The sequence below is a fragment of the Streptomyces sp. NPDC058257 genome, from assembly GCF_042881845.1.
GTDB lineage: Bacteria > Actinomycetota > Actinomycetes > Streptomycetales > Streptomycetaceae > Streptomyces.
Genome location: NZ_JBHVXJ010000001.1, coordinates 96,853 through 121,603, shown reverse-complemented (window position 1 = coordinate 121,603; position 24,751 = coordinate 96,853). Strand labels below are relative to the sequence as shown.

General features: G+C 70.7%; 18 protein-coding genes, 1 tRNA gene and 1 CRISPR repeat array. Of the genes, 15 read left to right on the top strand and 4 right to left on the bottom strand.

Features of this window, described 5'->3' with window-relative positions; translation table 11 throughout:
• Position 1: 1 nt before the first annotated feature.
• Positions 2-994 carry a hypothetical protein gene (locus tag ACFVXC_RS00490; RefSeq protein ID WP_389900215.1) on the bottom strand — a complete coding sequence of 331 codons (993 nt, stop codon included), beginning with the start codon at positions 992-994 and terminating at the stop codon, positions 2-4.
• A gap of 242 nt (positions 995-1,236) precedes the next feature.
• Here ACFVXC_RS00490 and ACFVXC_RS00485 point away from each other — a divergent pair, with 242 nt between their 5' ends.
• The 6 genes from ACFVXC_RS00485 to ACFVXC_RS00460 all read left to right on the top strand — a co-directional run bounded on the left by ACFVXC_RS00485 (position 1,237) and on the right by ACFVXC_RS00460 (position 9,379).
• Positions 1,237-2,709: an FGGY family carbohydrate kinase gene (locus ACFVXC_RS00485; RefSeq protein ID WP_389900214.1), complete on the top strand. Its 1,473-nt coding sequence runs from the start codon at positions 1,237-1,239 to the stop codon at positions 2,707-2,709.
• The gene (locus ACFVXC_RS00480) at positions 2,706-4,151 is read left to right on the top strand and encodes an FAD-dependent oxidoreductase (RefSeq protein WP_389900213.1); all 1,446 of its coding nucleotides are present in this window, start codon (positions 2,706-2,708) and stop codon (positions 4,149-4,151) included. The genes ACFVXC_RS00485 and ACFVXC_RS00480 overlap by 4 nt, the downstream gene beginning before the upstream one ends.
• Entirely contained in the window at positions 4,148-5,386 is a 1,239-nt protein-coding gene (locus tag ACFVXC_RS00475) for an NAD(P)/FAD-dependent oxidoreductase (RefSeq protein ID WP_389900212.1), read from the top strand. Before ACFVXC_RS00480 ends, ACFVXC_RS00475 begins: the two co-directional genes overlap by 4 nt.
• Positions 5,387-5,708: 322 nt before the next feature.
• Complete coding sequence (locus ACFVXC_RS00470; protein WP_389900211.1) at positions 5,709-6,896, top strand: thiolase family protein; 1,188 nt, start codon at positions 5,709-5,711, stop codon at positions 6,894-6,896.
• A 117-nt stretch (positions 6,897-7,013) separates the two neighbouring features.
• Positions 7,014-8,573: a long-chain fatty acid--CoA ligase gene (locus tag ACFVXC_RS00465; protein ID WP_389900210.1), complete on the top strand. Its 1,560-nt coding sequence runs from the start codon at positions 7,014-7,016 to the stop codon at positions 8,571-8,573.
• Positions 8,574-8,611: 38 nt separating this feature from the next.
• Positions 8,612-9,379 (top strand): sulfite exporter TauE/SafE family protein, encoded by a 768-nt coding sequence (locus ACFVXC_RS00460; protein ID WP_389900209.1) that lies wholly within the window; start codon positions 8,612-8,614, stop codon positions 9,377-9,379.
• Between the two features lie 25 nt (positions 9,380-9,404).
• Here ACFVXC_RS00460 and ACFVXC_RS00455 read toward each other — a convergent pair whose 3' ends face one another.
• The 3 genes from ACFVXC_RS00455 to ACFVXC_RS00445 form a co-directional block, all read right to left on the bottom strand.
• Positions 9,405-11,507, bottom strand: a complete 2,103-nt coding sequence (locus ACFVXC_RS00455) for an MDR family MFS transporter (protein ID WP_389900208.1) — start codon at positions 11,505-11,507, stop codon at positions 9,405-9,407.
• A 165-nt stretch (positions 11,508-11,672) separates the two neighbouring features.
• Entirely contained in the window at positions 11,673-12,527 is an 855-nt protein-coding gene (cobF, locus tag ACFVXC_RS00450) for a precorrin-6A synthase (deacetylating) (RefSeq protein ID WP_389900207.1), read from the bottom strand.
• Positions 12,528-12,706: 179 nt separating this feature from the next.
• Positions 12,707-13,228 carry a DUF309 domain-containing protein gene (locus ACFVXC_RS00445; RefSeq protein WP_389900206.1) on the bottom strand — a complete coding sequence of 174 codons (522 nt, stop codon included), beginning with the start codon at positions 13,226-13,228 and terminating at the stop codon, positions 12,707-12,709.
• A gap of 108 nt (positions 13,229-13,336) precedes the next feature.
• Between ACFVXC_RS00445 and ACFVXC_RS00440 the strand changes: the two genes are divergently transcribed.
• The 9 genes from ACFVXC_RS00440 to cas2e all read left to right on the top strand — a co-directional run bounded on the left by ACFVXC_RS00440 (position 13,337) and on the right by cas2e (position 23,916).
• Positions 13,337-13,410 (top strand) — tRNA-Pro (locus ACFVXC_RS00440).
• A gap of 676 nt (positions 13,411-14,086) precedes the next feature.
• Positions 14,087-14,299: direct repeats of the CRISPR family, unit length 29 nt; unit sequence GGGACCATCCCCGCGGGTGCGGGGAGCAC.
• Positions 14,300-14,547: 248 nt separating this feature from the next.
• Positions 14,548-17,463: a CRISPR-associated helicase Cas3' gene (gene cas3, locus ACFVXC_RS00435; RefSeq protein ID WP_389900205.1), complete on the top strand. Its 2,916-nt coding sequence runs from the start codon at positions 14,548-14,550 to the stop codon at positions 17,461-17,463.
• A gap of 28 nt (positions 17,464-17,491) precedes the next feature.
• Positions 17,492-19,156, top strand: a complete 1,665-nt coding sequence (gene casA / locus ACFVXC_RS00430) for a type I-E CRISPR-associated protein Cse1/CasA (RefSeq protein WP_389900204.1) — start codon at positions 17,492-17,494, stop codon at positions 19,154-19,156.
• On the top strand, positions 19,153-19,848 hold the full coding sequence (gene casB / locus ACFVXC_RS00425) for a type I-E CRISPR-associated protein Cse2/CasB (protein ID WP_389900203.1): 696 nt from the start codon (positions 19,153-19,155) through the stop codon (positions 19,846-19,848). The genes casA and casB overlap by 4 nt, the downstream gene beginning before the upstream one ends.
• Complete coding sequence (gene cas7e / locus ACFVXC_RS00420) at positions 19,845-21,053, top strand: type I-E CRISPR-associated protein Cas7/Cse4/CasC (RefSeq protein WP_389900202.1); 1,209 nt, start codon at positions 19,845-19,847, stop codon at positions 21,051-21,053. The genes casB and cas7e overlap by 4 nt, the downstream gene beginning before the upstream one ends.
• Positions 21,050-21,790: a type I-E CRISPR-associated protein Cas5/CasD gene (gene cas5e / locus ACFVXC_RS00415; RefSeq protein ID WP_389900201.1), complete on the top strand. Its 741-nt coding sequence runs from the start codon at positions 21,050-21,052 to the stop codon at positions 21,788-21,790. Before cas7e ends, cas5e begins: the two co-directional genes overlap by 4 nt.
• Positions 21,790-22,581 (top strand): type I-E CRISPR-associated protein Cas6/Cse3/CasE, encoded by a 792-nt coding sequence (gene cas6e, locus ACFVXC_RS00410; protein WP_389900200.1) that lies wholly within the window; start codon positions 21,790-21,792, stop codon positions 22,579-22,581. The genes cas5e and cas6e overlap by 1 nt, the downstream gene beginning before the upstream one ends.
• Positions 22,582-22,585: 4 nt before the next feature.
• The gene (gene cas1e / locus ACFVXC_RS00405; protein ID WP_389900199.1) at positions 22,586-23,569 is read left to right on the top strand and encodes a type I-E CRISPR-associated endonuclease Cas1e; all 984 of its coding nucleotides are present in this window, start codon (positions 22,586-22,588) and stop codon (positions 23,567-23,569) included.
• Positions 23,566-23,916, top strand: a complete 351-nt coding sequence (gene cas2e, locus ACFVXC_RS00400) for a type I-E CRISPR-associated endoribonuclease Cas2e (protein WP_389900198.1) — start codon at positions 23,566-23,568, stop codon at positions 23,914-23,916. Before cas1e ends, cas2e begins: the two co-directional genes overlap by 4 nt.
• The last annotated feature ends 835 nt before the right edge of the window (positions 23,917-24,751 follow it).

The window sequence follows — 24,751 nt, the reverse complement described above, 5'->3', positions numbered from 1 at the left end:
CTCAGCCCGGATCGCGTAAGGCGGTCATACAGCGCGTACGCGCCTGCATGAACATCTCGGCAGCCGCGTCCGTGTCACCGGGTGAGCGCGTGCGGTACGTCCACGGCGCCACGGTGTAGAAGGGGTCCAGAACGTCGAACACTCTTGCCGCGTCCTGGAAGTGATGCGCGCCCCACAGCGCGTGGGCCAGGTGGCTGAGGTCGAGGAGCGAGGTCGACCCGGGCGGCGCGTGCTCGAACCAGAGGTGCAGCGCGCGCAGGGCGGAGCGGGTCGCGTCCTCCCCTATCCAGTGCAGGTCCAGGGCGTTCTCGCTGCCGCCGTCCTTGCGGTACCGCTCGACGCGCACATACAGGGGCAACAGGTGCAACGCCGAGCCCGCGGGCGCCGAACCGGATGCCCAGTGGGCGAAGTTGACCGCCTCGGTGAGCGGACCTCCGGGGCGGCGCGCGTAGGCGAACTGCAGCATCCGGTGGTAGGCCTCGCGGTTGCCCGGGTCGCGCTTGTCGGCCTCGGCGAGGAGATGCCAGGGTCCGGGGAAGAGCATCGGCTCGGGGGCCGGCACCCGGTGCTCGTCCCAGCGCTGCCCCTTGTCGAGCTGGGCGAGGGCGAGCAGGCAGACCCACGGCACGGGATCCTCGGGCGAGGTGTCCAACGCGGCGCCGCACGCCGCTGCCGCCTCGCGCCACAGCTCGTTGGTCTGGCGGTGTCCGGCGCGATGAGCGCGCAGGGTCCGCTCGACAAGGACCCTGCTGTGCAGAACGGATGCCGCGGCGCTGTGCGGCTCCTCGGTCAGCCAGGCCCTGACCACGTCGGAACCGGCGACGGCGGCCGCCAGGATCTGCGTCCGCTGCGTCCACAGGCCCCAGTCGGGCGTGGAGTCGAGAAGGCTGCGCGTCGACACCCAGCGACCCGTCTTGAGGTCCTGGAGCACGGCGCGCAACTGTTCGTCGTGGCCCGCCGGGTGATACACGGGGCGGCCTGACGGAGTGGGCATGAATCCTCTGTGGGGGAGGAGGGCGGAGGGCAGAGCGTGTGCGAACTGGCCTATGACGAAATGATGTTGTTCGGCGGTCAGTGTAGATCTGGAACTTCCGTTCTCACGGCGGTTCGTGGATCTTTTGAGTTTGAATTGAGGTCAACTCGGCGCGCCGGTTGGCATTTTCCGAAAAGTCGGGGATGAGGTCCCCCGGAAGGGGGCTCTTGACGCCTTCCCGGCGGCTGTAGCAGGCTTCCGCGGTGATCACGAATGGCAGCGGACCGCGCGGCGAGGCAGTCCTCGCCATCGACCAAGGCACGTCCGGCACGAAGGCTCTCGTCCTCTGCCCGGACCGCGGAGTGATCGGCTCCGGCGCCGCGCCCGTACGCCCGCGCCACCTCCCCGGCGGCCTGGTGGAGGTCGATCCGGCGGCTCTGTACGACTCGGTGGTCGACGCGGGACGCCGCGCCCTGGCCGACGCGGGGGAGCCGGTCGCCGCGGTCGGCCTCGCCAACCAGGGCGAGACGGTGCTCGCCTGGGACCCCGCTTCGGGCCGCCCGCTGACCGAGGCGATCGTGTGGCAGGACCGGCGCGCGGAGCCTCTCTGTACGGAACTCAGTCCATACGCCGCCGAGTTGCGGCACCTGACGGGGCTTCCGCTCGACCCCTATTTCGCCGCGCCCAAGATGGCGTGGATACGCCGCCACCTCACCCGCGAAGGCGTCGTCACCACCAGCGACGCATGGCTGGTCCACCGGCTCACCGGTGAGTTCGTCACCGACGCGGCGACCGCCGGACGCACCCAGCTCCTCGACCTGGACGACGTCACGTGGTCACCGCGCGCCCTTGACGTCTTCGGACTCGCCGACGAGCGGCTGCCGCGTGTCGTCGACGCGGCGGGCCCGGTCGGCACCACGAAGGCCTTCGGGCCCGAGCTGCCGCTGACCGGCCTCCTCGTCGACCAGCAGGCCGCGCTCCTCGCTCAGGACGTGACCGAGCCGGGCAGCGCCAAGTGCACGTACGGAACAGGCGCGTTCCTGCTCGCCCAGACCGGCTCCCGACCACGCCGGGGGGATTCCGGTCTGGTCAGCTGTGTCGCCTGGCGCCTTGCGGGGGAGAGCAGCTACTGCCTCGACGGGCAGGTCTACACGGCCGCCTCCGCCGTCCGCTGGCTCACGGACCTCGGCGTCATCGAAGGCGCGCCCGACCTCGACCTGGTGGGCTCGTCCGTGCCCGACGCGGGCGGCGTCACCTTCGTACCCGCGCTCGCCGGGCTCGCGGCGCCCTGGTGGCGCGGCGATCTGCGCGGCTCGATCACCGGCCTCGGTCTCGACACGTCCCCCGGCCATCTGGTCCGCGCCCTGTGCGAGGGCGTGGCGGCCCAGGTCGCGTCCCTGGCCGACGCCGTGGCCGCCGATCTGGGCGAGCCCCTGACGAGCCTGCGCGTCGACGGCGGTCTGACCCGCTCGGCCCTCCTGATGCAGACCCAGGCCGACCTGCTCCAAATACCCGTCGAAGTCTCGGCTCTGCCGGACGTCACCGCCCTCGGCGCGGGTGTCGTCGCACGCATGGGACTCGACCCGAAGCTCACGGTGCGGGACGTGGTCCCCCGGTGGCGGCCCACCACCGTCTACGAACCGAAGATCGACGCCGCACAGGCCGCCGAGCGCATCGGCGGCTTCCGCTCGGCCGTGGACGCCCTCCTCGACCGTGCGCCCGCACCGTCGTCATGACCGTCACCGCCAAGGGCCCGCTGCCCTCCGAGCCCTATGACGTGACCGTGGTGGGAGCCGGGGTCGTCGGCTCCGCCATCGCCCGCGAACTGGCAGGACACCACCACCTCCGGGTCGCCCTCGTCGAAGCCTCCGGCGACGTCGGTGACGGCACGTCGAAGGCCAACACCGCCATCCTGCACACCGGTTTCGATGCCGTGCCGGGCTCCCTCGAGGCCCGTCTCGTACGCGAGGGCCGACGCCTGCTCGCCGCGTACGCCCAGGAGTCCGGCATCCCGGTGGAGCCGGTCGGCGCCCTGCTCGTCGCCTGGGACGAGGAACAACTCGCGGCACTGCCCGCCCTGCTGGACAAGGCGGAACGCAACGAGTACGACGACGCCCGCATCATCGGCGCCGCGGAGGTAAGAGCCCGCGAACCACACCTGGGCGAGGGCGCGTTGGGCGCACTCGTCGTCCCGGGCGAGTCCATCATCTGCCCCTGGACGACGACACTCGCGTACGCCACCCAAGCCGTGCGCGAGGGAGTGGACCTGCACCTCAACTGCGCGGTCGGGGAGGTGGATTCCTCGCCGTCGCCGGATGGCTCCCACTGCCACGAACTGATCACGCCCCGAGGTGTCGTACGCACCCGCTACCTCATCAACGCCGCGGGTCTGCACGCCGACGCGCTCGACCGGCGGACGCTGGGGCGCGGCGAGTTCACGGTGACCCCGCGCCGGGGTCAGCTCATCGTCTTCGACAAACTCGCCCGCGACCTGGTCCGGCACATCCTCCTGCCGGTGCCGACGGCGCTGGGGAAGGGCGTGCTCGTGGCTCCGACCATCTACGGAAACGTACTTCTGGGCCCCACCGCGGAGGAGCTGGACGACAAGGGGGCGACGGACACGACGGAGGACGGCCTCGCCGGACTGCGAGCCAAGGGCCGGCGCATCCTGCCCTCGTTGCTCGACGAGGAGGTCACCGCGGTCTACGCCGGGCTGCGGGCGGCCACCGAGCACGACGACTACCAGATCCACAGCTCACCCGAGGAGCGGTACATCACCGTCGGCGGCATCCGGTCCACGGGCCTCACCGCGTCGATGGCGATCGCGGAGTACGTCGTCGGCCTGCTCGCCGATGCCGCGGGCCCCGACCTGGACCTGACGGTGGCCGGAAACCTGGACCCCGTGAGCATGCCCAACCTCGGAGAGGCCTTCCCCCGCCCCTACCAGCGCGCCGACCTCATCGCGACCGACTCCGCGTACGGCAGCATCGTCTGCCACTGCGAGCGCGTCACCCGTGGGGAGATCAGGGACGCCCTCATCAGTACGGTCCCACCCGGGTCGCTCGACGGACTGCGGCGACGGACACGGGCGCGGGGCGGGCGCTGTCAGGGGTTCTACTGCGGGGCCGCGGTACGCGAACTCTTCGACGGCTGGGGCGAGTCGGGGGCCGCGCGATGAGGCGGCAGCGGAGTGTGGACGTACTCGTCGTCGGCGCGGGTCCCGCGGGACTCGCCGCGGCCGCCCGCCTCGCCACTGCGGGCGCGGGCACGGTGGAGGTCCTCGAACGGGAGGCACAGGCAGGCGGAGTGCCGCGCCACTGCGACCACCGAGGATTCGGGCGCTGGGGCGTGAGGGGACCGCAGTACGCGGAACGCCTCGTCGAGGCCGCCCTCGGCGCCGGAGCGGCGGTACGGACCGGGGTGACCGCCACCGGGTGGGCCGGGTCGCTCGCGGTGGACACGACGGGACCGCACGGCCTGGAGCGGATCACCGCGCGCGCCGTGGTCCTGGCCACGGGCGCGCGGGAAAGGCCACGGACGGCACGGCTCGTGCCGGGGTCGCGTCCGGCGGGGGTGTTCACCACCGGGGAATTGCAGCAGTCGGTCCACATCCATGGGCAGGAGATCGGGACGCGGGCGGTCGTCGTGGGGGCGGAGGCGGTCAGCTACGAGGCGCTGTCCACGCTGCGGCGCGCGGGGGTGGAGGTCGCCGCGCTCGTCACGCGGGAGGCCCGGGCGCAGGTGGGCCGGGCGCGGGCCGTGGCGGCTCGGCTCGGGCCCGCGCGGGTGCCGCTGGTGACCGAGGCGGTCGTGGCCGAACTCCTGGGACGTGGGCGGCTGTCGGGGGTGCGGCTGCGGCGCCCGGACGGGCGGGAGAGAACGCTGGACTGCGACACGGTGGTGTTCACCGGAGACTTCGTCCCCGACCACGAGCTGGCTCGGCGCGGGGGCGTGCTCCTCGACCCCGGGACGCGGGGCCCCGCGGTGGACGGTTCGTTCCGCACGGGCTCACCGGGTGTCTTCGCCGTGGGCAGCGGTGTGCACGCGGTGGAGCCCGCGCGGGTGGCCGCGGAGGAGGGGGCGCGGGTCGCGGATTCGGTGCGGGGCTATCTGGAGGGTGCGCGGTGGCCTTCCGGCGGCGTACCCGTGGTGGCGGACGCCCCGCTGCGCTGGGTGGCGCCGAACCGGCTCGTGCCGGACGCTCCGGGCAGCCGCTTCGTCCTGCGGACGGCGGAGGCCCTGGTCTGCCCTCTCCTGGTGGTCACGCAGGACGATCGACGCCTGCACCGGCAACGAGTGCCGCGCAGGGTGCTGCCCAACCAGGGGCTGTACCTCTCCGGGGGCTGGGTGGGGAAGGTGGACGCGGAGGGTGGAGCGGTTCGGGTGGGGCTTTTCAGCCCGTCCGGCGTTTGAGGACGAACTCGGCGAAGCCGGTGATGACGGCGCGAGAGACTCCGGCAGCCGGGTTTTCGGAGCGTGACGGCCTTGGCGAGCTTCCCGCGCCCGCGTGGCCCCCGCGAAGCTGCACGACCGTGGCGTGGACGTGACCATTAGCTCCCCGCGCCCGCGAGGCCCCCGCGCCAGCGGGTTTCCGGGAAGGGGCGGGGTTGGGGAAAAAGACCACCCTTCCGCCCAGCGCAAGCGCCCCGTACACTCCAAAACTAGCAGTGCTAATTTACGCTAGGCCGTCAGCGAGACCCGCAGACAACGACCGCAAACGATCCGGAGCCGTATCGTGCGCCCAGTCCACTTCGCCGCAGCCCGCCGCACCCCCATCGGCAAACTCCGCGGGACCCTCTCCGCCGTCCGCCCGGACGACCTCGCCGCCACAGTCGTACGCGGCCTCCTCGCGGGCACCCCCGAGCTGGACCCCGCCCGCATCGACGACATCTACTGGGGCGCCGCCAACCAGGCGGGCGAGGACAACCGCAACGTGGCCCGCATGGCCGCCCTCCTCGCCGGACTCCCGGAATCCGTGCCGGGCGCGACCGTCAACCGGCTCTGCGCCTCCGGTATGGAGGCCGTCACCGCCGCCGCCCGCACCATCGCGTCCGGCGAAGCCGACATCGTCCTCGCGGGCGGCTCCGAGTCGATGAGCCGCGCCCCCTTCGTCCTGCCCCGCCCCGACGAGGCGCTGCCGCACAGGATGGAGACCGTCGACACCCGCCTCGGATGGCGCCTGGTGAACCCCGCGATGAAGGACCTGCACGGCGTCCTGGCCATGGGGGAGACCGCCGAAGAAGTGGCGCAGCGCTACGGCGTCTCCCGCGAGCGCCAGGACACCTTCGCCCTGCGCAGCCACCAACGCGCCACCGAGGCACGCAAGAACGGCCACTTCGACGACGAGATCCTCCCCGTCACGCGGCCCGACGGCACCCTCGTCGACCTCGACGAATGCGTCCGCGAGGACACCTCGTACGAGAAGCTGAGCAGCCTGCGCCCCGTCTTCCGCAAGGACGGCACCGTCACCGCGGGCAACGCGTCGCCGATGAACGACGGCGCGGCCGGACTCCTCCTCGTCAGCGAGGAAGCCCTGAACGAGCTGGGTCTCGAATCCCTCGGGCGCTACGTCGCCGGAGCCTCCGCCGGTGTGCACCCGGACGTCATGGGCATCGGGCCCGTCCCCGCCACCCAGAAGGCGCTCACCCGCGTCGGCTGGGCCGTCGGCGACCTCCAGGAGGCCGAGTTCAACGAGGCGTTCGCGGCCCAGGCCCTCGCCTGCGTCGACGCCCTCGGCATCGACCCCGAGCTGGTGAACCCGACCGGCGGCGCCATCGCACTGGGCCACCCCCTGGGCTGTTCGGGCGCCCGCATCCTCACCACGCTCCTGCACCGCATGCGCCGCACCGGCGCGGCGCGCGGGCTCGCCACGATGTGCGTGGGCGTCGGTCAGGGCAGCGCGCTGCTCGTCGAGCGCGGCTGACCGAGCCGGGCGCCAGGCACTGAGCCCCCACCCGGGTGCGCGCCACCGCACGACCGCACGACCGCACGACCGCACGACCGCACCACCGCACCACCGCAAGGAAACGGAGCACCACTCATGGCCACGCTGTCCCTCGCTGCGATCCTCGCCGAGCCCGCCCGTCGCCGACCGGACCGCACCGCCCTGGTCGAGGGTGAACTGCGGCTCACCTTCGCGGAGTTGTGGGAGCAGGCCCGTGCGCAGGCGGCGGCGCTCGTGGGGCTCGGGGTCGGGCCGGGGGACAGGGTGGCCCTGACGGCACCCAACACCGCGGAGTTCCCGCGCGCCTACTACGCGATCCTCGCCGCGGGCGGCGTCGTCGTCCCCGTACACCTCCTCCTCTCCGCCGGGGAGGTCGAGCACGTCCTGAGGGACAGCGGCGCCACCCTGCTGCTGTGCCACCCGGCGCAGGCCGAGACGGGCAAGGCCGCTGCCGCCGCCACCGGCGTACGGATGCTGACCCTCGGCGGGGGCGGCGAGCTCGACACCCTGGCGGGCAGGGTCGAGCCACTCCCCGGCTACGTCACGCGCGAGGCCGAAGACCCCGCCGTCGTCTTCTACACCAGCGGTACCACGGGCGTCCCCAAGGGCGCCGTGCTCAGCCACCTCAACCTGGTGATGAACGCGACGGTCTGCGCCTTCGACGCCCACGACGTGCGGGGCGACGACATCGCCCTCGGCGCTCTCCCGCTCTTCCACGCGTTCGGCCAGACCGTCTCCATGAACGCCACCTGGCGTGCTGGCGCGACGCTCGTACTGCTGCCGCGTTTCGACGCCGCGCGGGCCATCGAGCTGATGGCGGCGGAAGGCGTCAACACCTTCCACGGGGTGCCGACGATGTACGTGAACCTCGTGGCCGCCGCGGCCACGACCCCCGGGCTGCCCGCGCTGCGGCTCGCGGTCTCCGGGGGCGCCTCGCTGCCCGTCGCCGTGATGGAGCGTTTCGAGGAGGCCTTCGGCGTACCGGTCTACGAGGGGTACGGGCTCTCCGAGACCTCACCCACCGCCTCCGCCAACCAGCCCGTCTTCGGCACCAGGGCGGGCAGTATCGGTCACCCGCTGTGGGGCGTGGACGTGGAGATAGCCCGCGCCGAGGTGGAGGACCGCATCGAGCTGCTGCCCACGGGGGAGCTCGGCGAGGTCGTGGTCCGGGGCCACAACGTCTTCTCCGGCTACCTGGGACGCCCGGAGGCGACCGCCGAGGCCGTCGTCGACGGCTGGTTCCGCACCGGGGACCTCGGTACCAAGGACGCCGACGGGTTCCTGGCCATCGTCGACCGCAAGAAGGACGTCATCATCCGCGGCGGCTTCAACGTCTACCCGCGCGAGGTCGAGGAGGTCCTCATGCGCCACCCGGACGTCGCGCACGTCGCCGTGATCGGCCTGCCCGACGACGTGCACGGCGAGGAGATCTGCGCCGTCGTCGTCGCGGCGCCGGGCTCCGCGCCCGACGCCGCGCAGATCACCGAGTGGTCCAAGGAACACCTGGGCCGCCACAAGTACCCGCGCCGCGTGGAGTTCACCGGCGAGCTGCCGCTCGGCCCCAGCATGAAGATCCTCAAGCGGGAACTGCGCGTCACCTACAGCGGGGCTCAGTCCGGTGGTCGTCCCGGGCGTCCAGGATGTGGCCGCCCCTGACGGCCCGGAGATAGTTGGGCCTAGCATCTGTTCCTGGCATGGACATATCTCTCGATGTATCTCTCTGGGAATTCGCCGCGCTCGCCGCGGCCGCGGTGCTCGTCGGCTTCTCGAAGACCGCCGTCAGCGGGGCCAACACGGTCAGCCTCGCGGTGTTCGCCGCTGTCCTGCCGGCCCGTGAATCGACCGGAGTCCTGCTGCCCATCCTCATCGCGGGCGACGTACTGGCCGTCCTCACCTACCGCAGACACGCCCACTGGCCCACCTTGTGGCGCCTGTTCCCCGCCGTCGCGGGCGGCGTGGTGGTGGGCACGGTCTTCTTGATGTGGGCCGATGACGCCGCGGTCCGTACGTCGATAGGAGCGATCCTCCTGCTGATGGCGGCGGTGACGCTGTGGCGCCGCCGGACCCCCGCAGCCGACGAGGCGGAACCCTCACGCCCCTCCCGCGGCGCCCGCCTGAAGGCCCCTTCCTATGGCGTGCTCGGCGGCTTCACCACCATGGTTGCCAACGCGGGCGGCCCGGTGATGTCGATGTATCTACTCTCCGCGGGCTTCCGGAAGCTGAGCTTCCTGGGGACGTCGGCGTGGTTCTTCCTCATCGTCAACACCTCCAAGGTGCCGTTCAGCGTGGGCCTCGGCCTGATCGACGCGCACTCGCTGCTGCTCGACGCGGCGCTCGTGCTCTTCGTCGTCCCGGGCGCCCTCATCGGCAAGGCGGCCGTGCACCGCATCAATCAACGACTCTTCGAGCAGCTGGTGATCGGAGCCACGGTGCTCGGCGGACTCCAGCTGCTCCTGCGCTGACGCCGGGACGCGGCCGGCGGCAGCCCTAGGCCTTGCCCAACGGGACCGACTGCCCCGCCGGGACCGCCTGCATCGCCTCGGGAGCCAGACCGTGCTCCAGGTCCTCCACGAGAAGCCGCTTCGCGATCGCGTCGACCGCCTTGACGAGGTCCTGGTCCGCGGGACGGCCGCTGTCCTTCTCCACCTGCTCGCCCAGCCACCTCGCCCACGCCCTGCCGATCACGTCGGCCTCGCGTTCACCCGCAGGGGTGTGCGAGAAGAGCAGGCCGGAGCGGGTGAGGAAACCCTCCTCGACCATCCGGTTGAAGACCGGCACCAGAACTTCGGACGGCAGCTGGCGCCGGGCCGCGATGAGCCCCAGACTCGCGTGACCGACCATCCGGTCGAAGAGCGAGACCTGCATGACGGCCCACGCTCCTGCGATATCGAGCCGGGTGTCGGAATCGCGGATGACACGGCGCGCGGTGTCCATACCGGTACTGCGGATGATGTTGCCGACCGTCAGTTCGAGCACCCGGTCCGGGCTGCCGCCCGAAGTCGGTGACGCGAAGCCCTCGCCCATGTCCGATGAACTCATCCGCGCGCTGTCCCGCAGCCGCACCTGCTTGAGGAAGAGAGCCACCACGAACCCGAGCAGCGCCACGGGTACCGTCCACAGGAACACGGTGTGCAGCGTGTCGGCGTAAGCCTTGATAACGGGCGCGGCCGCTTCGGCGGGAAGACTGTGCAGCCCTTGCGGACTCTGCGCGGCCTTGGCCACGACAGCGGGATCCGTGCCCCCGGCCTTGGCCGCCGTGGCGACCCCGTCCGCCAGGTTCGGCTTCAGCGTATTGGCGTAGATGGTGCCGAAGGCGGCGGTGCCGAAGGAACTGCCGAGCGTACGGAAGAAGGTCACTCCGGAGGTCGCGGTCCCCAGGTCGGAATAGGCGACGGTGTTCTGCACGGCGATCGTCAGGACCTGCATGCAGAGCCCGATACCGGCACCAAGGACGAACATGTAGAGCGACTCGAGCCAAGTGCTGGTCTCACCGCCCATCAGGGAGAGCAGATAGAGCCCGAGCGCCATCACCAGAGCACCCACGATGGGAAAGATCCGATACTTCCCGGTCTTGCTCACCACGTTGCCGCTGAAGACGGACGCGATGAGCAGCCCGATCACCATGGGCAGCGTCCGCACGCCCGAGATGGTGGCCGAGTCCCCGTCCACGTACTGCAGATAGGTCGGCAGGAACGTCATGGCGCCGAGCATCGCGAAGCCCACGATGAAGCTGAGGATCGAGCAGACAGTGAAGACGGGATTGGCGAAGAGGCGCATCGGCAGCATCGGTTCGGCGGCCCGCGTCTCGACCACACAGAACAGCGCCAGCGCGATCGCACCGCCGACGAACAGCGCGATGATGGTGCCCGAACCCCACGCGTACTGGTTGCCGCCCCAACTCGTCGCCAGAATCAGCGCGCTCGCGCCGATCGCGACGAACGCGATGCCGAGATAGTCGATGACGGGACGCACCGCGGACTTCACGACGGGGATGTTCCGGGCCGCGGCGATCACCACGACGATCGCGATGGGTACGTTGACGTAGAAGGCCCAGCGCCAGGTCAGATGGTCCGTGAAGAGCCCGCCGAGCAGCGGCCCGATGACGGTGGCGACGCCGAACACGGCACCGATCGCCCCCTGGTACTTGCCGCGCTCGCGCAGCGGGATGACATCGGCGATCAACGCCATCGAGGTCACCATCAGACCACCCGCGCCGATGCCCTGAAGGGCGCGCCAGGCGATGAGCAGCATCATGTTCGTCGACAGGCCGCACAGAAATGAGCCGGTGATGAAGACGACGGCCGAGACCTGAAAAACGATCTTCCGCCCGAAGAGATCGCCGAACTTCCCCACAAGTACGGTGGCGACGGTCTCCGCGAGCAGATATGACGTCACGACCCACGACATGTGCTCGGCACCGCCCAGATCCGCCACGATCGTGGGCAGCGCGGTGCCCACGATGGTCTGGTCGAGGGCGGCGAGCAGCATCCCCAGCATGATCGTCACGAAGACGATGTTGCGGCGGCGCTTGTCCAGGACGGGCGGCCCCTGAGCTGGGGCCTCGGCGGCGGGCTCGGCGGTGATGGTCACACGGTCACCCTCACACCGCGCGGGGACCAGTGCATGCGGGGCCGGTCCGGTCCGGTGACGGGCGCCGCCGTCCGATCGCCCCGGCCCCTCAGCCCTCCGGATTCAGTCCTCAGTCCTCCGGCCTCAGTCCTCCGGCCTCAGTCCTCCGGCCTCAGTCCTCCGGCCTCAGTCCTCCGGATCGCGGCGCAACAGATAGGTATCCATGATCCACCCCTTGCGCTCGCGTGCCTCGGCCCGGAGGGCCTCGATACGGGGAGCGGCTTCGTCCAGCGGCCCGGATACGAGGATCTCGTCGGCGGTCCCGATATAGGCACCCCAGTAGATGTGCATGTCGCCGCCTTCCCCGCCCTGGTACTGCCGGAAGGCCTGCTGGGCATCGAGCATGACCACGACATCATCGACACCGTCGGGAAATCCGCGGTCGGCGAGACGGCGCCCGGTCGTGATCTGCACGGGACGCGCGACGCGGTTCAGGCCGATGCGGTGCTTGGCGGCGAGGGAGGAGACACTGCTGACACCGGGCACGACGACGTACGAGAAGGCCACGTGCCCCCGATCGAGGACCTCCCCCAAAACCCCGAGGGTGCTGTCGTACAGCGAGGGGTCGCCCCACACGAGAAACGCGCCGCACTCGTCAGCACCCAGCTCATCGCCGATCAGCCGCTCATAGATGTCCGCCCGGCGGCTGCGCCAGTCCCCGACGGCGGGGGAGTAGTCCGCACCGCTCGCCCCGCGATCGCGCGCGGGATCGCGAGCCTCGACTACGCGGTAAGCACCGTCGGCCCGGTCGGCCCGGTCGGTCCGGTCGGTCCGGTCGGTCCGGTCGGTCTGGTCGCCCCGGTCGGTCCGGTCGGCGCAGTGCGCGTCGAGGAGATCACGTCGCAGCTGGACGAGATCGTCCTTTTCCTCACCCTTGTCGAGGATGAAGAACACGTCGGTGCTCTTCAGAGCCTTGACGGCTTGCAGGGTCAATTGGTCGGGGTCGCCCGCGCCGATACCGATGACATAGATCTTTCGCACGCCGAGAGTCTGCCGTACGGGGGTGCTGGGGTGCGCTCGGCCCTGACCGGGCGAGGTACCGCATGCCGCCTTTGCCACCCACGCCGCCTATGCCACCCACGCTGCCCACGCCGCCTATGCCGCCCACGCTGCCGATGCCGCCCACGCTGCCCATGCCGCCGATGCCCCCGGCCCGTGGGTCAGTCGCTGCCGCCCCCGTCCCCACGCAGCCTGGGCGCGTGCTCGGCGGCATCCACAGTCGGCCCGTCCCCATCCAGCGACTCCGCCAACTGCCGCGCCCACACCACAAGTCCATCCAGATCGATCCCGTAGGGCAGCTCCCCCCACTTCCCCGCACCGATCGCACCCGCTCCCCTGAGCAGCAGCCGCGCCCCGCCGGTGAGGTTGCCGCGGGCCGAGTGGGTCAGCCCAACAGCCAACTGCGCGAGCCCTTTCCACAGATCACGCTCGTCCTCGGGCCCCGACTTCCAGGCATCTTCGAAGACCTCGTGCGCATGAAAGGGCCGCCCCGCGTCGAGCAGGGCCTGCGCCTGAGTGACCGTCTCGTCGGGCGTACGCGTAACCCCTTCGGGCTGCCGCTCCACCCCTTCAGTGCCGTACGCCAACGGCCGCCCGAGCCCATCACGAGGCCGCGCGTTACGGGCCCGCCCTTCGTCGTCACGGTCACGGCCACGGTCATCGGGTCGAGGTGCACTGCTCATAAGCCGATTGTCCCTCGCCGACCCCCCGGGAGGGGGCGCGGACCACTCCCGAACGTGGGGTAAAGTTCTGTTTGCGCGATCACGCAGAACACCGCGAGACACGCGCATCGGGACGTGGCGCAGCTTGGTAGCGCACTTGACTGGGGGTCAAGGGGTCGCAGGTTCAAATCCTGTCGTCCCGACGGAAACGTCGCAGGTAGGGGCCATCTTCGGATGGCCCCTACTTCGTGTTTGGGAGCGGGGAGCGGCTCCCGGTGCTCCCCGGGAGCGGGAGTCTGGGAGCGACGTCAACCGTTGGTCGACGGCGGGTCACCCGATCCGGTCGCTCCCACGGAAAATCTCTGCTGTGTGACGTGGCGTGGGTGTCAAGGGGTCTCACCCTTCGCCCCCTTGTCCGAATTCCGGTTAAGGGGCCGTGCTCCCACGCGACCCCTTGACGGCTTTTACCGACCCCTTGTCCGGGTGGACTCCACGTCTTGGTGCACACGGCATCCAGAGGTTGAACGCGGTGGCGGGATGCTGTGCAGGTCGCAGGGGGCAGCGGCTGGGGATGGCTGCTCCTGTGAGTCCCCTTGTCGGGGTGCGAGTGGACGTTGGCGTCTGTAGGGCGCCGTACGGAGACGCTCGCGGAGGGTGCTCGCTCGCGCGTTGGGTGACAAGGTCCGGCTCCTGTGGGACTTCGAACCACTCTCGCGCGGTGCCGACGTCGTCGCTGCCGGGGGATGGTTTGAGCGGATGGCCGATCCTTCATGGGGCGAACAGGCCGAGCAACGTGGACCAGCCATGCACCAGCACCCCCGTGCGGTTTCCCCGCGCGTGAGGGAGCATTGGGTGACACCGAGGTGGCGATCGTGTTGACGGGACCATCCCTGCGGGTGCGGGGAGCACCTCGTCTGTGCGGGTACGGCGCGGGCGACCCAGGGACCATCCCCGCGGGTGCGGGGAGCACGCGTACTGCGTCCACTCACTGTTGCGGGTGCCGGGACCATCCCCGCGGGTGCGGGGAGCACCTCCCGAACACCAACAGCAACAACGCGTATGCGGGACCATCCCCGCGGGTGCGGGGAGCACACTTCGCGACCTGCAAGTTTATCGCTGCCGGGAGCTGGTTTCGAGCAGTTTCGTCGATTCTGACAAAACGGGCATGGGGGTTGGTAGATCCCTCGGTGCTGGTGGGGAGTTGTGTGCCGAGTGTGTGCGACGCCGGATGGTACGACGTGCTGTGAGCTGTTGTCCGGATTCTCCGTGATCTGTTCGTACAGGGGTGCGTGTTTTCTGTATCGCTGCCGTGGCCTTGGGTTTGCGTGTATGCCTGTGGCATGACGGTTGAGGGGGAGTTACGTGCGGGGCTGGGGGGCCGGCTTGGGGGGCCGGTGCGTTCGGTGTGGGCGAAGCACGACCGGGATACCGAGGGGTGGCTGCCGCTGTGGCGGCACATGGACGACAGCGCGGCGGTGGCCGGGTTGTTGTGGGACGAGTGGCTGCCTGCGAGCGTGCGGGCGCTGACGGCTGAGGCGTTGCCGGGCGGGGCGGAGGACGGCCGGTCGCTGGTGGTGTGGCTGGCGGCGGTGCATGACATCGGCAAGGCCACGCCGGCCTTTGCCTGCCAGGTCGATCAGCTTGCCGACGAGATGCGTCGGCAGGGTCTGGCGATGAAGACCCGGGGGCAGTTCGGGGCCGATCGCAAGATGGCTCCGCACGGGCTGGCGGGGCAGGTGCTGCTGGCCGAGTGGCTGGAGGAGCGGCAGGGCTGGCCGGCCCGGCAGAGCGGGCAGTTCGCGGTCGTTGTGGGCGGCCATCACGGGGTGCCGCCGGAGCACGGGCAGCTCAATGATCTGTATGACCGGCCGTATCTGCTGCGGTCGCCGGGGGCCAGTGGAAAGCTGTGGCGGCGGGTGCAGGAGGAGTTGCTGGAGGCGTGTGCCGCAGAGTACGGCGTGCGGGAGCGGCTTCATGCCTGGCGGACGGTCAAGCTGGCGCAGCCCGTGCAGGTGCTGCTCACCGCCGTGGTGATCGTCGCCGACTGGATCGCCAGCAACCCGGACCTGTTCCCGTATTTCCCGCAGGAGACCCGTAGCGGTGAGGAGCGGGTCGCCGCGGCCTGGCGTGGGCTGCGGCTGCCTGCGCCGTGGCGGGCCGAGGAACCGGCCGGGGGCGCGCAGGAGGTGTTCGCGTCGCGTTTCGCTCTGCCGCCGGGGGCGGAGGTTCGGCCAGTGCAGGAGGCCGCGGTGCGGCTGGCGCGTGAGATACCCGCGCCTGGCCTGATGATCGTTGAGGCGCCGATGGGGGAGGGGAAGACGGAGGCCGCGCTCGTGGTCGCTGAGATCTTCGCGGCCCGTTCTGGCGCGGGCGGGGTGTTCTTCGCCCTGCCCACGATGGCGACCGGGAACGCGATGTTCCCGCGGCTGCTGGAGTGGCTGGACCGGCTGGCCGCGCGGGAGGGTGAGAGGCGGTCGGTGCTGCTGGCGCATTCCAAGGCCGCTCTCAACGACGAGTACGCCGAGTTGATGCGCAGTGGCCGGCAGGAGATCGCTGCCGTCGATGTGGACGGCGAGGCGGGACGGTGGCGGCCCTCGGACGGGACGCGGTCGGCTCCGGCGGAGTTGGTGGCCCATGCGTGGCTGCGGGGGCACAAGAAGGCGATGCTGGCGTCGTTTGTCGCCGGGACGGTGGACCAGGTGCTGTTCGCCGGGCTCAAGAGCCGCCATCTGGCGTTGCGTCATCTCGCTGTCGCGGGCAAGGTCGTGGTGATCGACGAGGCGCATGCCTATGACACGTATATGAGTGTCTATCTGGACCGGGTGCTGTCGTGGCTGGGCGCCTACCGGGTGCCGGTGGTGGTGCTGTCCGCGACGCTGCCCTCGGCCCGTCGCCGTCAGCTCGCCGAAGCCTATGCCGCAGCCGGTGGTGAGACCGATGGAGCGCCGGATGGTTTTGAGGAGGTGGCCCAGGCTGTCTCCTATCCGCTGCTGACCGCCGTGACGCCCGGTCAGGTTCCGGTCGTCGAAGGGGCGGCGGCCTCCTCGCGGGGCAGTGAGGTCCGTCTGGAGCGGATCGACGACGACCAGATGGTGCTGGCCGAGCGGCTGGCGGCCGAACTGGAGGGCGGTGGCTGCGTTCTGGTCGTACGCAACACGGTCCGGCGGGTTCTGGAGACGGCCCGGGTGCTGCGGGCGCGCTTCGGGGATCGGGCCGTGACCGTGGCCCATTCGTGTTTCGTCGATGTGGACCGGGCGGCGAAGGACGCTGATCTCCTGGCCCGGTTCGGGCCGCCGGAGAAAGCTGAGGGGCGGCGCCCGGCCGGGCCGCACATCGTGGTCGCCAGCCAGGTCGCCGAGCAGTCCCTGGACGTCGATTTCGACCTGCTCGTCACCGACTTGTGCCCGGTCGACCTGATGCTGCAGAGGATGGGACGCCTGCACCGTCACCGGCGCGGCACCGGACAGGCGGAGCGTCCCGCGCGGCTGCGTGAGGCGCGGTGTCTGGTCACCGGTGTCGACTGGAGCGGGCAGGTGCCGGTGCCGGTGCGCGGGTCGGTCGCCGTGTACGGGGCGTACGCGCTGCTGCGTTCCGCTGCTGTTCTGTTGCCCCACCTGGAGGGAGCGCGGCGGCCCGTGCGGCTGCCCGGGGATATCAGCCCCCTGGTCCAGGGCGCCTACGCCGACTGTCCCGTCGGCCCCGCAGTGTGGTCCGAGGCGATGGCCGCGGCGGGGGAGCGGCACGCGAAGCACCGGGTGGAGCAGGCCGGGCGGGCGGAGGTGTTCCGGCTGGATGCGGTGGGGCGGCCGGGCCGGCCGCTGATGGGGTGGATCGCGGCGGGCGTGGGCGATGCGGACGACACCCGGGCCGGACGGGCCCAGGTCCGCGACAGCAAGGAAAGCCTGGAGGTGGTGGTCGTACAGCGGCGTGCTGATGGGTCGCTGGCCACCCTGCCCTGGCTCGCGAAGGGCCAGGGCGGGCTGGAACTGCCCACCGACCGGCCTCCGAGGGCGGCTGCGGCGCGGGCCGCGGCCAGTTGCGATCTGCGCTTGCCCATCCAGTTCTCGCATGCCGCGGTCACGGACCGCGCGATCGCCGAACTGGAGGAACTCTATATACCGGCCTGGCAGGGCAAGGACAGCCACTGGCTGGCCGGCCAGCTGATTCTGGCGCTCGACGCCGATTGTCAGACCTCTCTGGCAGGCTTCGCACTTCGCTACAGCCCAAGCGACGGCCTCGAGGTGAGCAGTGACTGAATCCGGTGAACCAGCCGCGTTAGACGGCGTGTTGACGTTCGACCTGACCAGCCGGCCGTGGATCCCGGTGCTGTATGAGAACGGCGTACAGGACGAACTGTCACTGCGTGATGTTTTCGCCCGTGCGGGCCAACTCCGGGGCGTGGTGGGGGATCTGCCCACCCAGGAGTTCGCGTTGATGCGTCTCCTGCTCGCGCTGGCCCACGACGCGCTGGGCGGCCCGCGCGACACTGAGCACTGGGCACGCCTGTGGGCCGACGAGGACTGCTTCGCCCCGGTGGCCGCCTATCTGGACGAGCACCGTGAGCGGTTCGACCTGCTGCACCCCTCCACGCCGTTCTTCCAGGTCGCACAGTTGCGCACCGTGCGCGACGAGGTGTTCTCACTCAACCGGATCGTCGCGGATGTCCCCAACGGGGAGCCGTTCTTCACCTCCCGGATGCCGGCCGTCGATCGGCTCGGTTTCGCCGAGGCGGCCCGCTGGGTCGTGCACGCGCACGCCTATGACACCTCCGGCATCAAGACGGGCATCGAGGGCGATCACCGGGTCAAGGGTGGCAAGGTGTACCCGCTGGGGGTCGGCTGGGCGGGCGCGCTGGGCGGGGTCTTCGCCGAGGGCCAGACGCTGCGCGAGACCCTGCTGCTGAATCTGGTCGCCGCCGACATCAGTGGCGTGCGGTTTTCCGGCGACGACGCTCCGGTCTGGCGGCGCGAGCCGTGCGGCCCCGGTCCGTCGGGCCGCACGCGTCCATCCGGCGTGTGTGACCTGTACACCTGGCAGTCCCGCCGGCTGCGCCTGCGCTTCGACACGGACGGCGCCTACGGCGTCGTGCTGGGCTATGGCGATCCGCTCGCCGCGCACAACATGCAAGGCGAGGAGCCGATGACCGCCTGGCGCAGGAGCCCGGCGCAGGAGAAGAAGCGCGGCGAGCCGCTGGTGTATCTGCCGCGGGAGCATGACCCGGCCCGGTCGGCCTGGCGGGGTATCGAAGCCCTGGTGGCGGGGCGGGCCGAGGCCGGTCAGGGCGGTGAGGCCGCCAAGATGCTGCGGCCGGGCATCCTGGAGTGGGTCGCCCGGCTGGTGACGGAGGGCGAGTTGCCACGCGGCTATTTGATCCGGGCGCGCGTGGTGGGGGCGGTCTATGGGACGCAGCAGTCGGTGATTGACGAGGTCGTCGACGACCGGCTGGCCATGGCCGTGGTGCTGCTGCACCGGCAGGAGCGGGTGTATGCCCGCCAGGCCATCGACGCGGTCGGGGAGGCGGAGCGGGCGGTCACCGTTCTCGGTGATCTCGCCACGGATCTGGCCCGCGCGGCGGGCAGCGAGAACGAAGGCCCGCGCACGGCCGCCCGCAGCCTCGGCTTCGCGACCTTGGACGGTCCCTACCGCCTCTGGCTGCGCGACCTGGCCACCGGCGAGGACCCCGACGCCCACCGCACCCGCTGGCAGCAGGACGCCCACCAGCACCTGCGGCGCCTGGGCGAACAGCTCATGAACCAGGCAGGTGACGCCGCATGGGAAGGCCGGGTGGTGGCGACGAAGAAGGGCTCCGAGTGGCTCAACTCGGCGCTCGCCGACAAGTGGTTCCGCATCCGCCTGAGCAGAGCCCTCAGCGATCCCTACCCCTTTGACCGGCCGCTGGACGACGGCTCCGTACAAGAGCCCAACTCCTCACCGGAGGTGCCCGCATGACCACCACCACCGCACCCCCCACCCCTGCGCAGCGCGTCAGCACGCTCACCAGCTACATCATCGTCCCGCTACAACGGGGGTATCTGGGCGACCAGTCCCACGCGGTGGGGGCACTGGCCCGGCTGCGCCGGGGCGCGGGCAAGGAGTTCTCCCAGGTGCCCGATCTGTGGGGGCTGGCCGACACCGGAGTCCTCCACGACCGGCCCGCCGACGGCGGGCGGCCGCTGCGCGAGGACGAACTGCTCCGCGCCGAGGACGCGGTGCACGTGGCGCTGACCCTGTGGGCGCTGCACCAGCAGTCCCGCTCCACCCTCATGCACCGGCCCGGCTCGCGCACCGCGCCCCGGGGACTGGGTGCCGCGGTGCGCCAGTTGATGCCGCCGGGCGAGATCGCCGAGCCCATCCGCAAGCGTTTCGTCCGCGTCGGCACCGCACCCGGCTTGCCCGCTCTGGCCCAGCGTCTGCGCGAGATCGTCCTGCTGCTGCGAGGCGCAGACATCCCCCTGGACTACGCCCTGCTGGCCGGGCAGCTCTATGGCTGGCAGGACCCCACCGGCCGCGAGGCCGTACGCCGGGCCTGGGGACGGTCCTTCCACTCCTACTGCGATTCCCAGAAGAACCAGGCGAACGCCCCGGCTGCTCCTGACGGCACCGACGACATCACTGACCTCACGGACAAGGACGCCTCGTGAACCGCATCTTCCTCGACGTGCACGCGCTGCAGACGGTGCCGCCCAGCAACCTCAACCGGGACGACACCGGGCAGCCGAAGTCAGCCGTCTACGGCGGGGTACCCCGGGCCCGCGTCTCCAGCCAGGCCTGGAAGCGCGCCACCCGCACCTACTTCAGCCAGGAACACCTCCTGGACCCGAGCGAACTGGGGGTACGGACGAAGAAGGTCGCCGAAGTCCTCGCCGCCCGCATCACCGCCCTCGATCCCGCCCTCATGGGCGCCGAGGCCCTCCAGCTCGCCGCCGAAGTGATCCAGGGAGCCACCGGTTCCAAGATCGAGGCACCCAAACGCAAGACCGAGGCCGCCAAGACCGATGCCGCCAAGGACGGCGGCCAGGAGCCGGCGCCGGAGTCGAAGTACTTGATGTTCCTCAGCGCACGCCAGCTCGACGGTCTGGCCGCGCTGGCCGTCGAGGGCGCGGCCGACATCAAGACCTTCCTCAAGGACAAGGACGCCAAGGCGCGCGCCCGGGAGATCGCCGACACCCGGCACTCCGTCGACATCGCCCTGTTCGGCCGCATGGTCGCCGACTCCGCCGACTTCAACGTCGATGCCGCCGTCCAGGTCGCCCACGCGATCAGCGTGCACCGCGTCGAGTCCGAGTCCGACTACTACACGGCCGTGGACGATCAGAACACCGACGCTGAATCGGGCGCCGGAATGATCGGCACCGTCGACTTCAACTCCTCCACCCTCTACCGCTACGCGGCGCTCAGCGTCCACCAGCTCGCCAAGAACCTCGGGGAGGGACTGCGGGAGGAGGAACCGCGCACCGCACCCGTGCGGCGCGCGGTGGAGGCATTCGTCCAGAGCTTCCTCGAATCCTTGCCGACCGGAAAGATCAACACGTTCGGGAACCACACCCTCCCCGACGCGGTGATCGTCAAACTGCGCACCACCCGGCCCATCAGCTACGTCGCCGCATTCGAGGAACCCGTCACCGGGGAGAGCGGGCACCTGCGCCAAGCGGTGGCCCGCCTGGCCGAGTATGTCCCGGACGTGGAACGCGCCTACGGGGACGAGGAGACCACCCTCTCCTGGATCCTGCGGGTCGGACCTAACACCGAGCAGCTCTCCGGCCTCGGCACGCAGGCCCACCGGCTGAGCGAACTGGTCGAGGCGGTCGGCCAGGCCGTCGCCGAGCGCCTGGACAAGCCCGCATGAGTGTCCTGCTCCTGCGGCTGGCCGGCCCCCTGCAAGCCTGGGGGGCATCGGCCCGCTTCGTGCGCCGCACCACCGAATCCGCACCCACCAAGAGCGGCGTCATCGGCATGCTCGCCGCCGCCCAGGGCCTTGACCGCGGCGACGACGCCGGCCTGGCCCGCCTGGCCGCCCTGCGCTTCGGCGTCCGCATCGACCAACCCGGCACCCGGGTAAGGGACTTCCAGACCGCTCACCACGCCGTCACCGGCAAATCCATGCCGCTGTCCGAGCGTTTCTACCTCGCCGACGCCGTCTTCGTCGCCGCCCTCGAAGGCGAGGGCCCCTTCCTGGACGACCTCCACACCGCCCTGCGCACGCCCGCCCACCCCCTCTTCCTCGGCCGGCGTTCCTGCCCACCGGCCCTCCCGGTGGAACTCGGCACCCGCGACAGTTCCCTCTCCCCGGCCCTGCGCGATGAGCCCTGGCAGGCCGCCGGCTGGTACCAGCGCCTGCGCGGCCAGGAACCCACGGTGTCCCTGGTCGTGTCGCGGGAACCGGTCCCCGGCGAACAGCACGGGGACGTCCTGCGCGATCAGCCCCTCAGCTTCGCTGCCGCGCACCGGCGTCACGCCCTGCGCTCCGTGGTCAGCACCACCGTGGAGGTGCCCAACCCGCGCGCCGTGGCTTCCCGGAAGCCCGCCGCCCGCCCGGTGCCGCACCATGACCCGTTCGACGCCGTGGAGGAAGAGACCCTCTGATGTATCTGACCCGCTTCCGTGTGAACACCGCGCGGCCCGGCGCCCGCCGCCTGCTCTCCTCACCCCAGTCGCTGCACGCGGCCGTCATGGCCTCCTTCCCCGGCCTGCTGCCCACCACCAGCACGGCCGGCATTGAAGGGCCCCGAGTGCTGTGGCGCCTGGACCACAACGCCCGGGCCGAGGTCTTCCTGTACGTCGTCAGCCCCCACCGGCCCGACCTGACCCACCTCGTGGAGCAGGCCGGCTGGCCGGCCGCCGCCCTCGACCCGGACACCCCCGGCTGGCAAAGCCGCCCGTACACCCCCTTCCTCGACCGCCTCGCCACGGGGGGCGTCTGGGCCTTCCGGCTCACCGCCAACCCGGTGCACCAGATCCGGCGCAAGGACGGCGAACCCACCAAACGCACCGCGCACCTGACCCCCGTCCACCAGCAAGGCTGGCTCCTGGACCCCCAACGCCAGGAACGCTCGGGCTTCCGCGTCCTGGAAAAACCTGCGGACCAACGCCTGCTGCCCGTCGGCACCACCCACCACAACCACCCTCACCACGGCGACCGCTACGAACTGACCGTCCGCGACGAGCGCGCCCTGTCCTTCGCCAAATCCCGCGAAGACCGGTCACCGGCCCACCGGGTGAAGGTCGTGACGGTTACCTTCGACGGACGCCTCGAAGTCACCGACCCCGACGCCCTGCGCCGCACCCTTACCCAGGGGCTGGGCAAGGCCAAGGCGTACGGCTGCGGCCTCATGACCCTGGCCCCCATCCCGACGCCTTCTGCGCCCGGGGAGTGAGGAGGTGCCCACGGTCGGCAAGCGTGCCGCCCTCACCCCGCGCCACCTCACCCGCACCGGCGAGCGGGTCTCCTTCATCTACCTGGAGCGCTGCACCGTCCACCGGGACGCCAACGCCATCACCGTCGAGGACGCCGACGGCACCACCCACATCCCCTGCGCCACCATCGCCACCCTCCTGCTGGGGCCCGGCACCCGCATCACCCACCAGGCGATGAGCGTTCTCGGTGAGATCGGAGCGGCGGTCGCCTGGGTAGGGGAACACGGCGTGCGCTTCTACGCCAGCGGCAGAGCGCTGAGCCGCTCAGCTGCACTCGTCGAAGCCCAGGCCACCCAGTGGGCGAGCCAGCGCAGCCGCCTCACTGTCGCCCGCGCCATGTACCGGCTGCGCTTCCCGGACGAGGACCCGGACGGTCTGACCCGTCAACAGCTCCTGGGCCGCGAAGGCGACCGTGTCAAAGAGTGCTACCGCGCCCAGGCAGCCCGCACCGGCATCCGCTGGCAGGGCAGGAAATACACCCCCGGCGACTTCGCCAGCGGCGACCCGGTCAACCAGGGCATCACCGCCGCAGCCCAGTGCATGTACGGCATCGCCCACGCCGTCGTCGCTTCGCTGGGATGCAGCCCGGGCCTCGGGTTCGTCCACTCCGGACACGAACTGTCCTTCGTCCTGGATATCGCAGACCTCTACAAGACAGAGATCGGCATTCCCCTCGCCTTCGACACCGCGGCCGAGGGCCCCGAGGACGTCGGCCCCCGCACCCGCCGCGGCCTGCGCGACCGCATCAACGAGACCGGACTCCTGGACCGCTGCGTCAAGGACATCAAGCACCTGCTGCTGCCCGGCACCCCGACTGCGGCTGACGACCGGGCCGGTGAACAGGACCGCGTGACGCTCCAGAGCGACCGCGGCCACCAGGTGACAGCCGGAGTGAACTACGGCTCCGCAGAGGTGGCCACAGACGCGGACGAGGCAGTCATCTGGTGACCGTCATCGTCCTCACCACCTGCCCACCCGGACTCCGTGGATTCCTCACCCGCTGGCTACTCGAAATCTCCGCAGGCGTCTTCATCGGCAACCCCTCCGCCCGCGTCCGCGACATCCTGTGGAACGAGGTCCAGCAATACGCGGGCCAGGGCCGCGCCCTGCTCGCCCACACCACCAACAACGAACAGGGCTTCACCTTCCGCACCCACGACCACGCCTGGCACCCCGTCGACCACGAGGGCCTGACCCTCATCCGCCGCCCGAACACACAGACGCCACCGGCCTCCGCCACACCGAAACCCGGCTGGAGCAACGCCGCGAAGCGCCGCCGATTCGGCAAAGGCTGACCTGACACTGTGACCCTTTTGTCGCTTTTGACGGATTCGGAGAAACTGCTCCGAAACGGCTCTGCAGGCTGACAAAACAGCAGGTCGAGCAGTGTGCTCCCCGCACCCGCGGGGATGGTCCCGTGCAGGTGGCCGCGTCTGTGCGGGCGCCCTCGTGCTCCCCGCACCCGCGGGGATGGTCCCGAGCCACAGCGGATTCCCGTTCAAGGTGACGGGGTTGCTTTCGACGATCCGGTGTATGGATCCCGAGCTGCTGAACGGATCACCGCACGGCGGACGGAGCTGGACGAACTTGAAGAGCAACTGGCCGAGCAGTTGGTGGAGGTGCGGAGCGAACGTGATGAGCTCGCCGTCGCCGAACGGGTCCTGGAGCGGGTGAGCGAGCAGCTCGTCCAGGAGTGTGCCGGTGCCGGTGCCGGTGCTGGGGCAGGTGGGCAGGCAGGCGGTGATGCTGATCCCGCACCGAGCGGCGAGTGTGGAGGAGACCGCGCTGCCGCCGGATTACCAGCGATCTCGTGGCTGTGCGGCAAGCCGCCGGGCCTGTCATGGCCCGCCAGGTCGGCGAGATGGTGGGGGATGGACGCCAGCGTGCGGGCCAAGCTGGAGCCGCTGCGCGGGAGGCTCATCAGGATGGTCGACCGCGGTTGGCTGCGGAAGTCGGTTCACCACCCACCTGTGACGAGAGACGCCGTCCAGGATAGCGCTGCGCGGGCGTAACCGTGCTGTGCCCGACGGCCGTTGGGCGCAGTGTGAAGAGAACCGAGCACGCCGGACCTGCCCCATTGTCTACTAGTGCCGCTTGCCGCTGTCCACGCGCACCGTCAACCACTGGCCG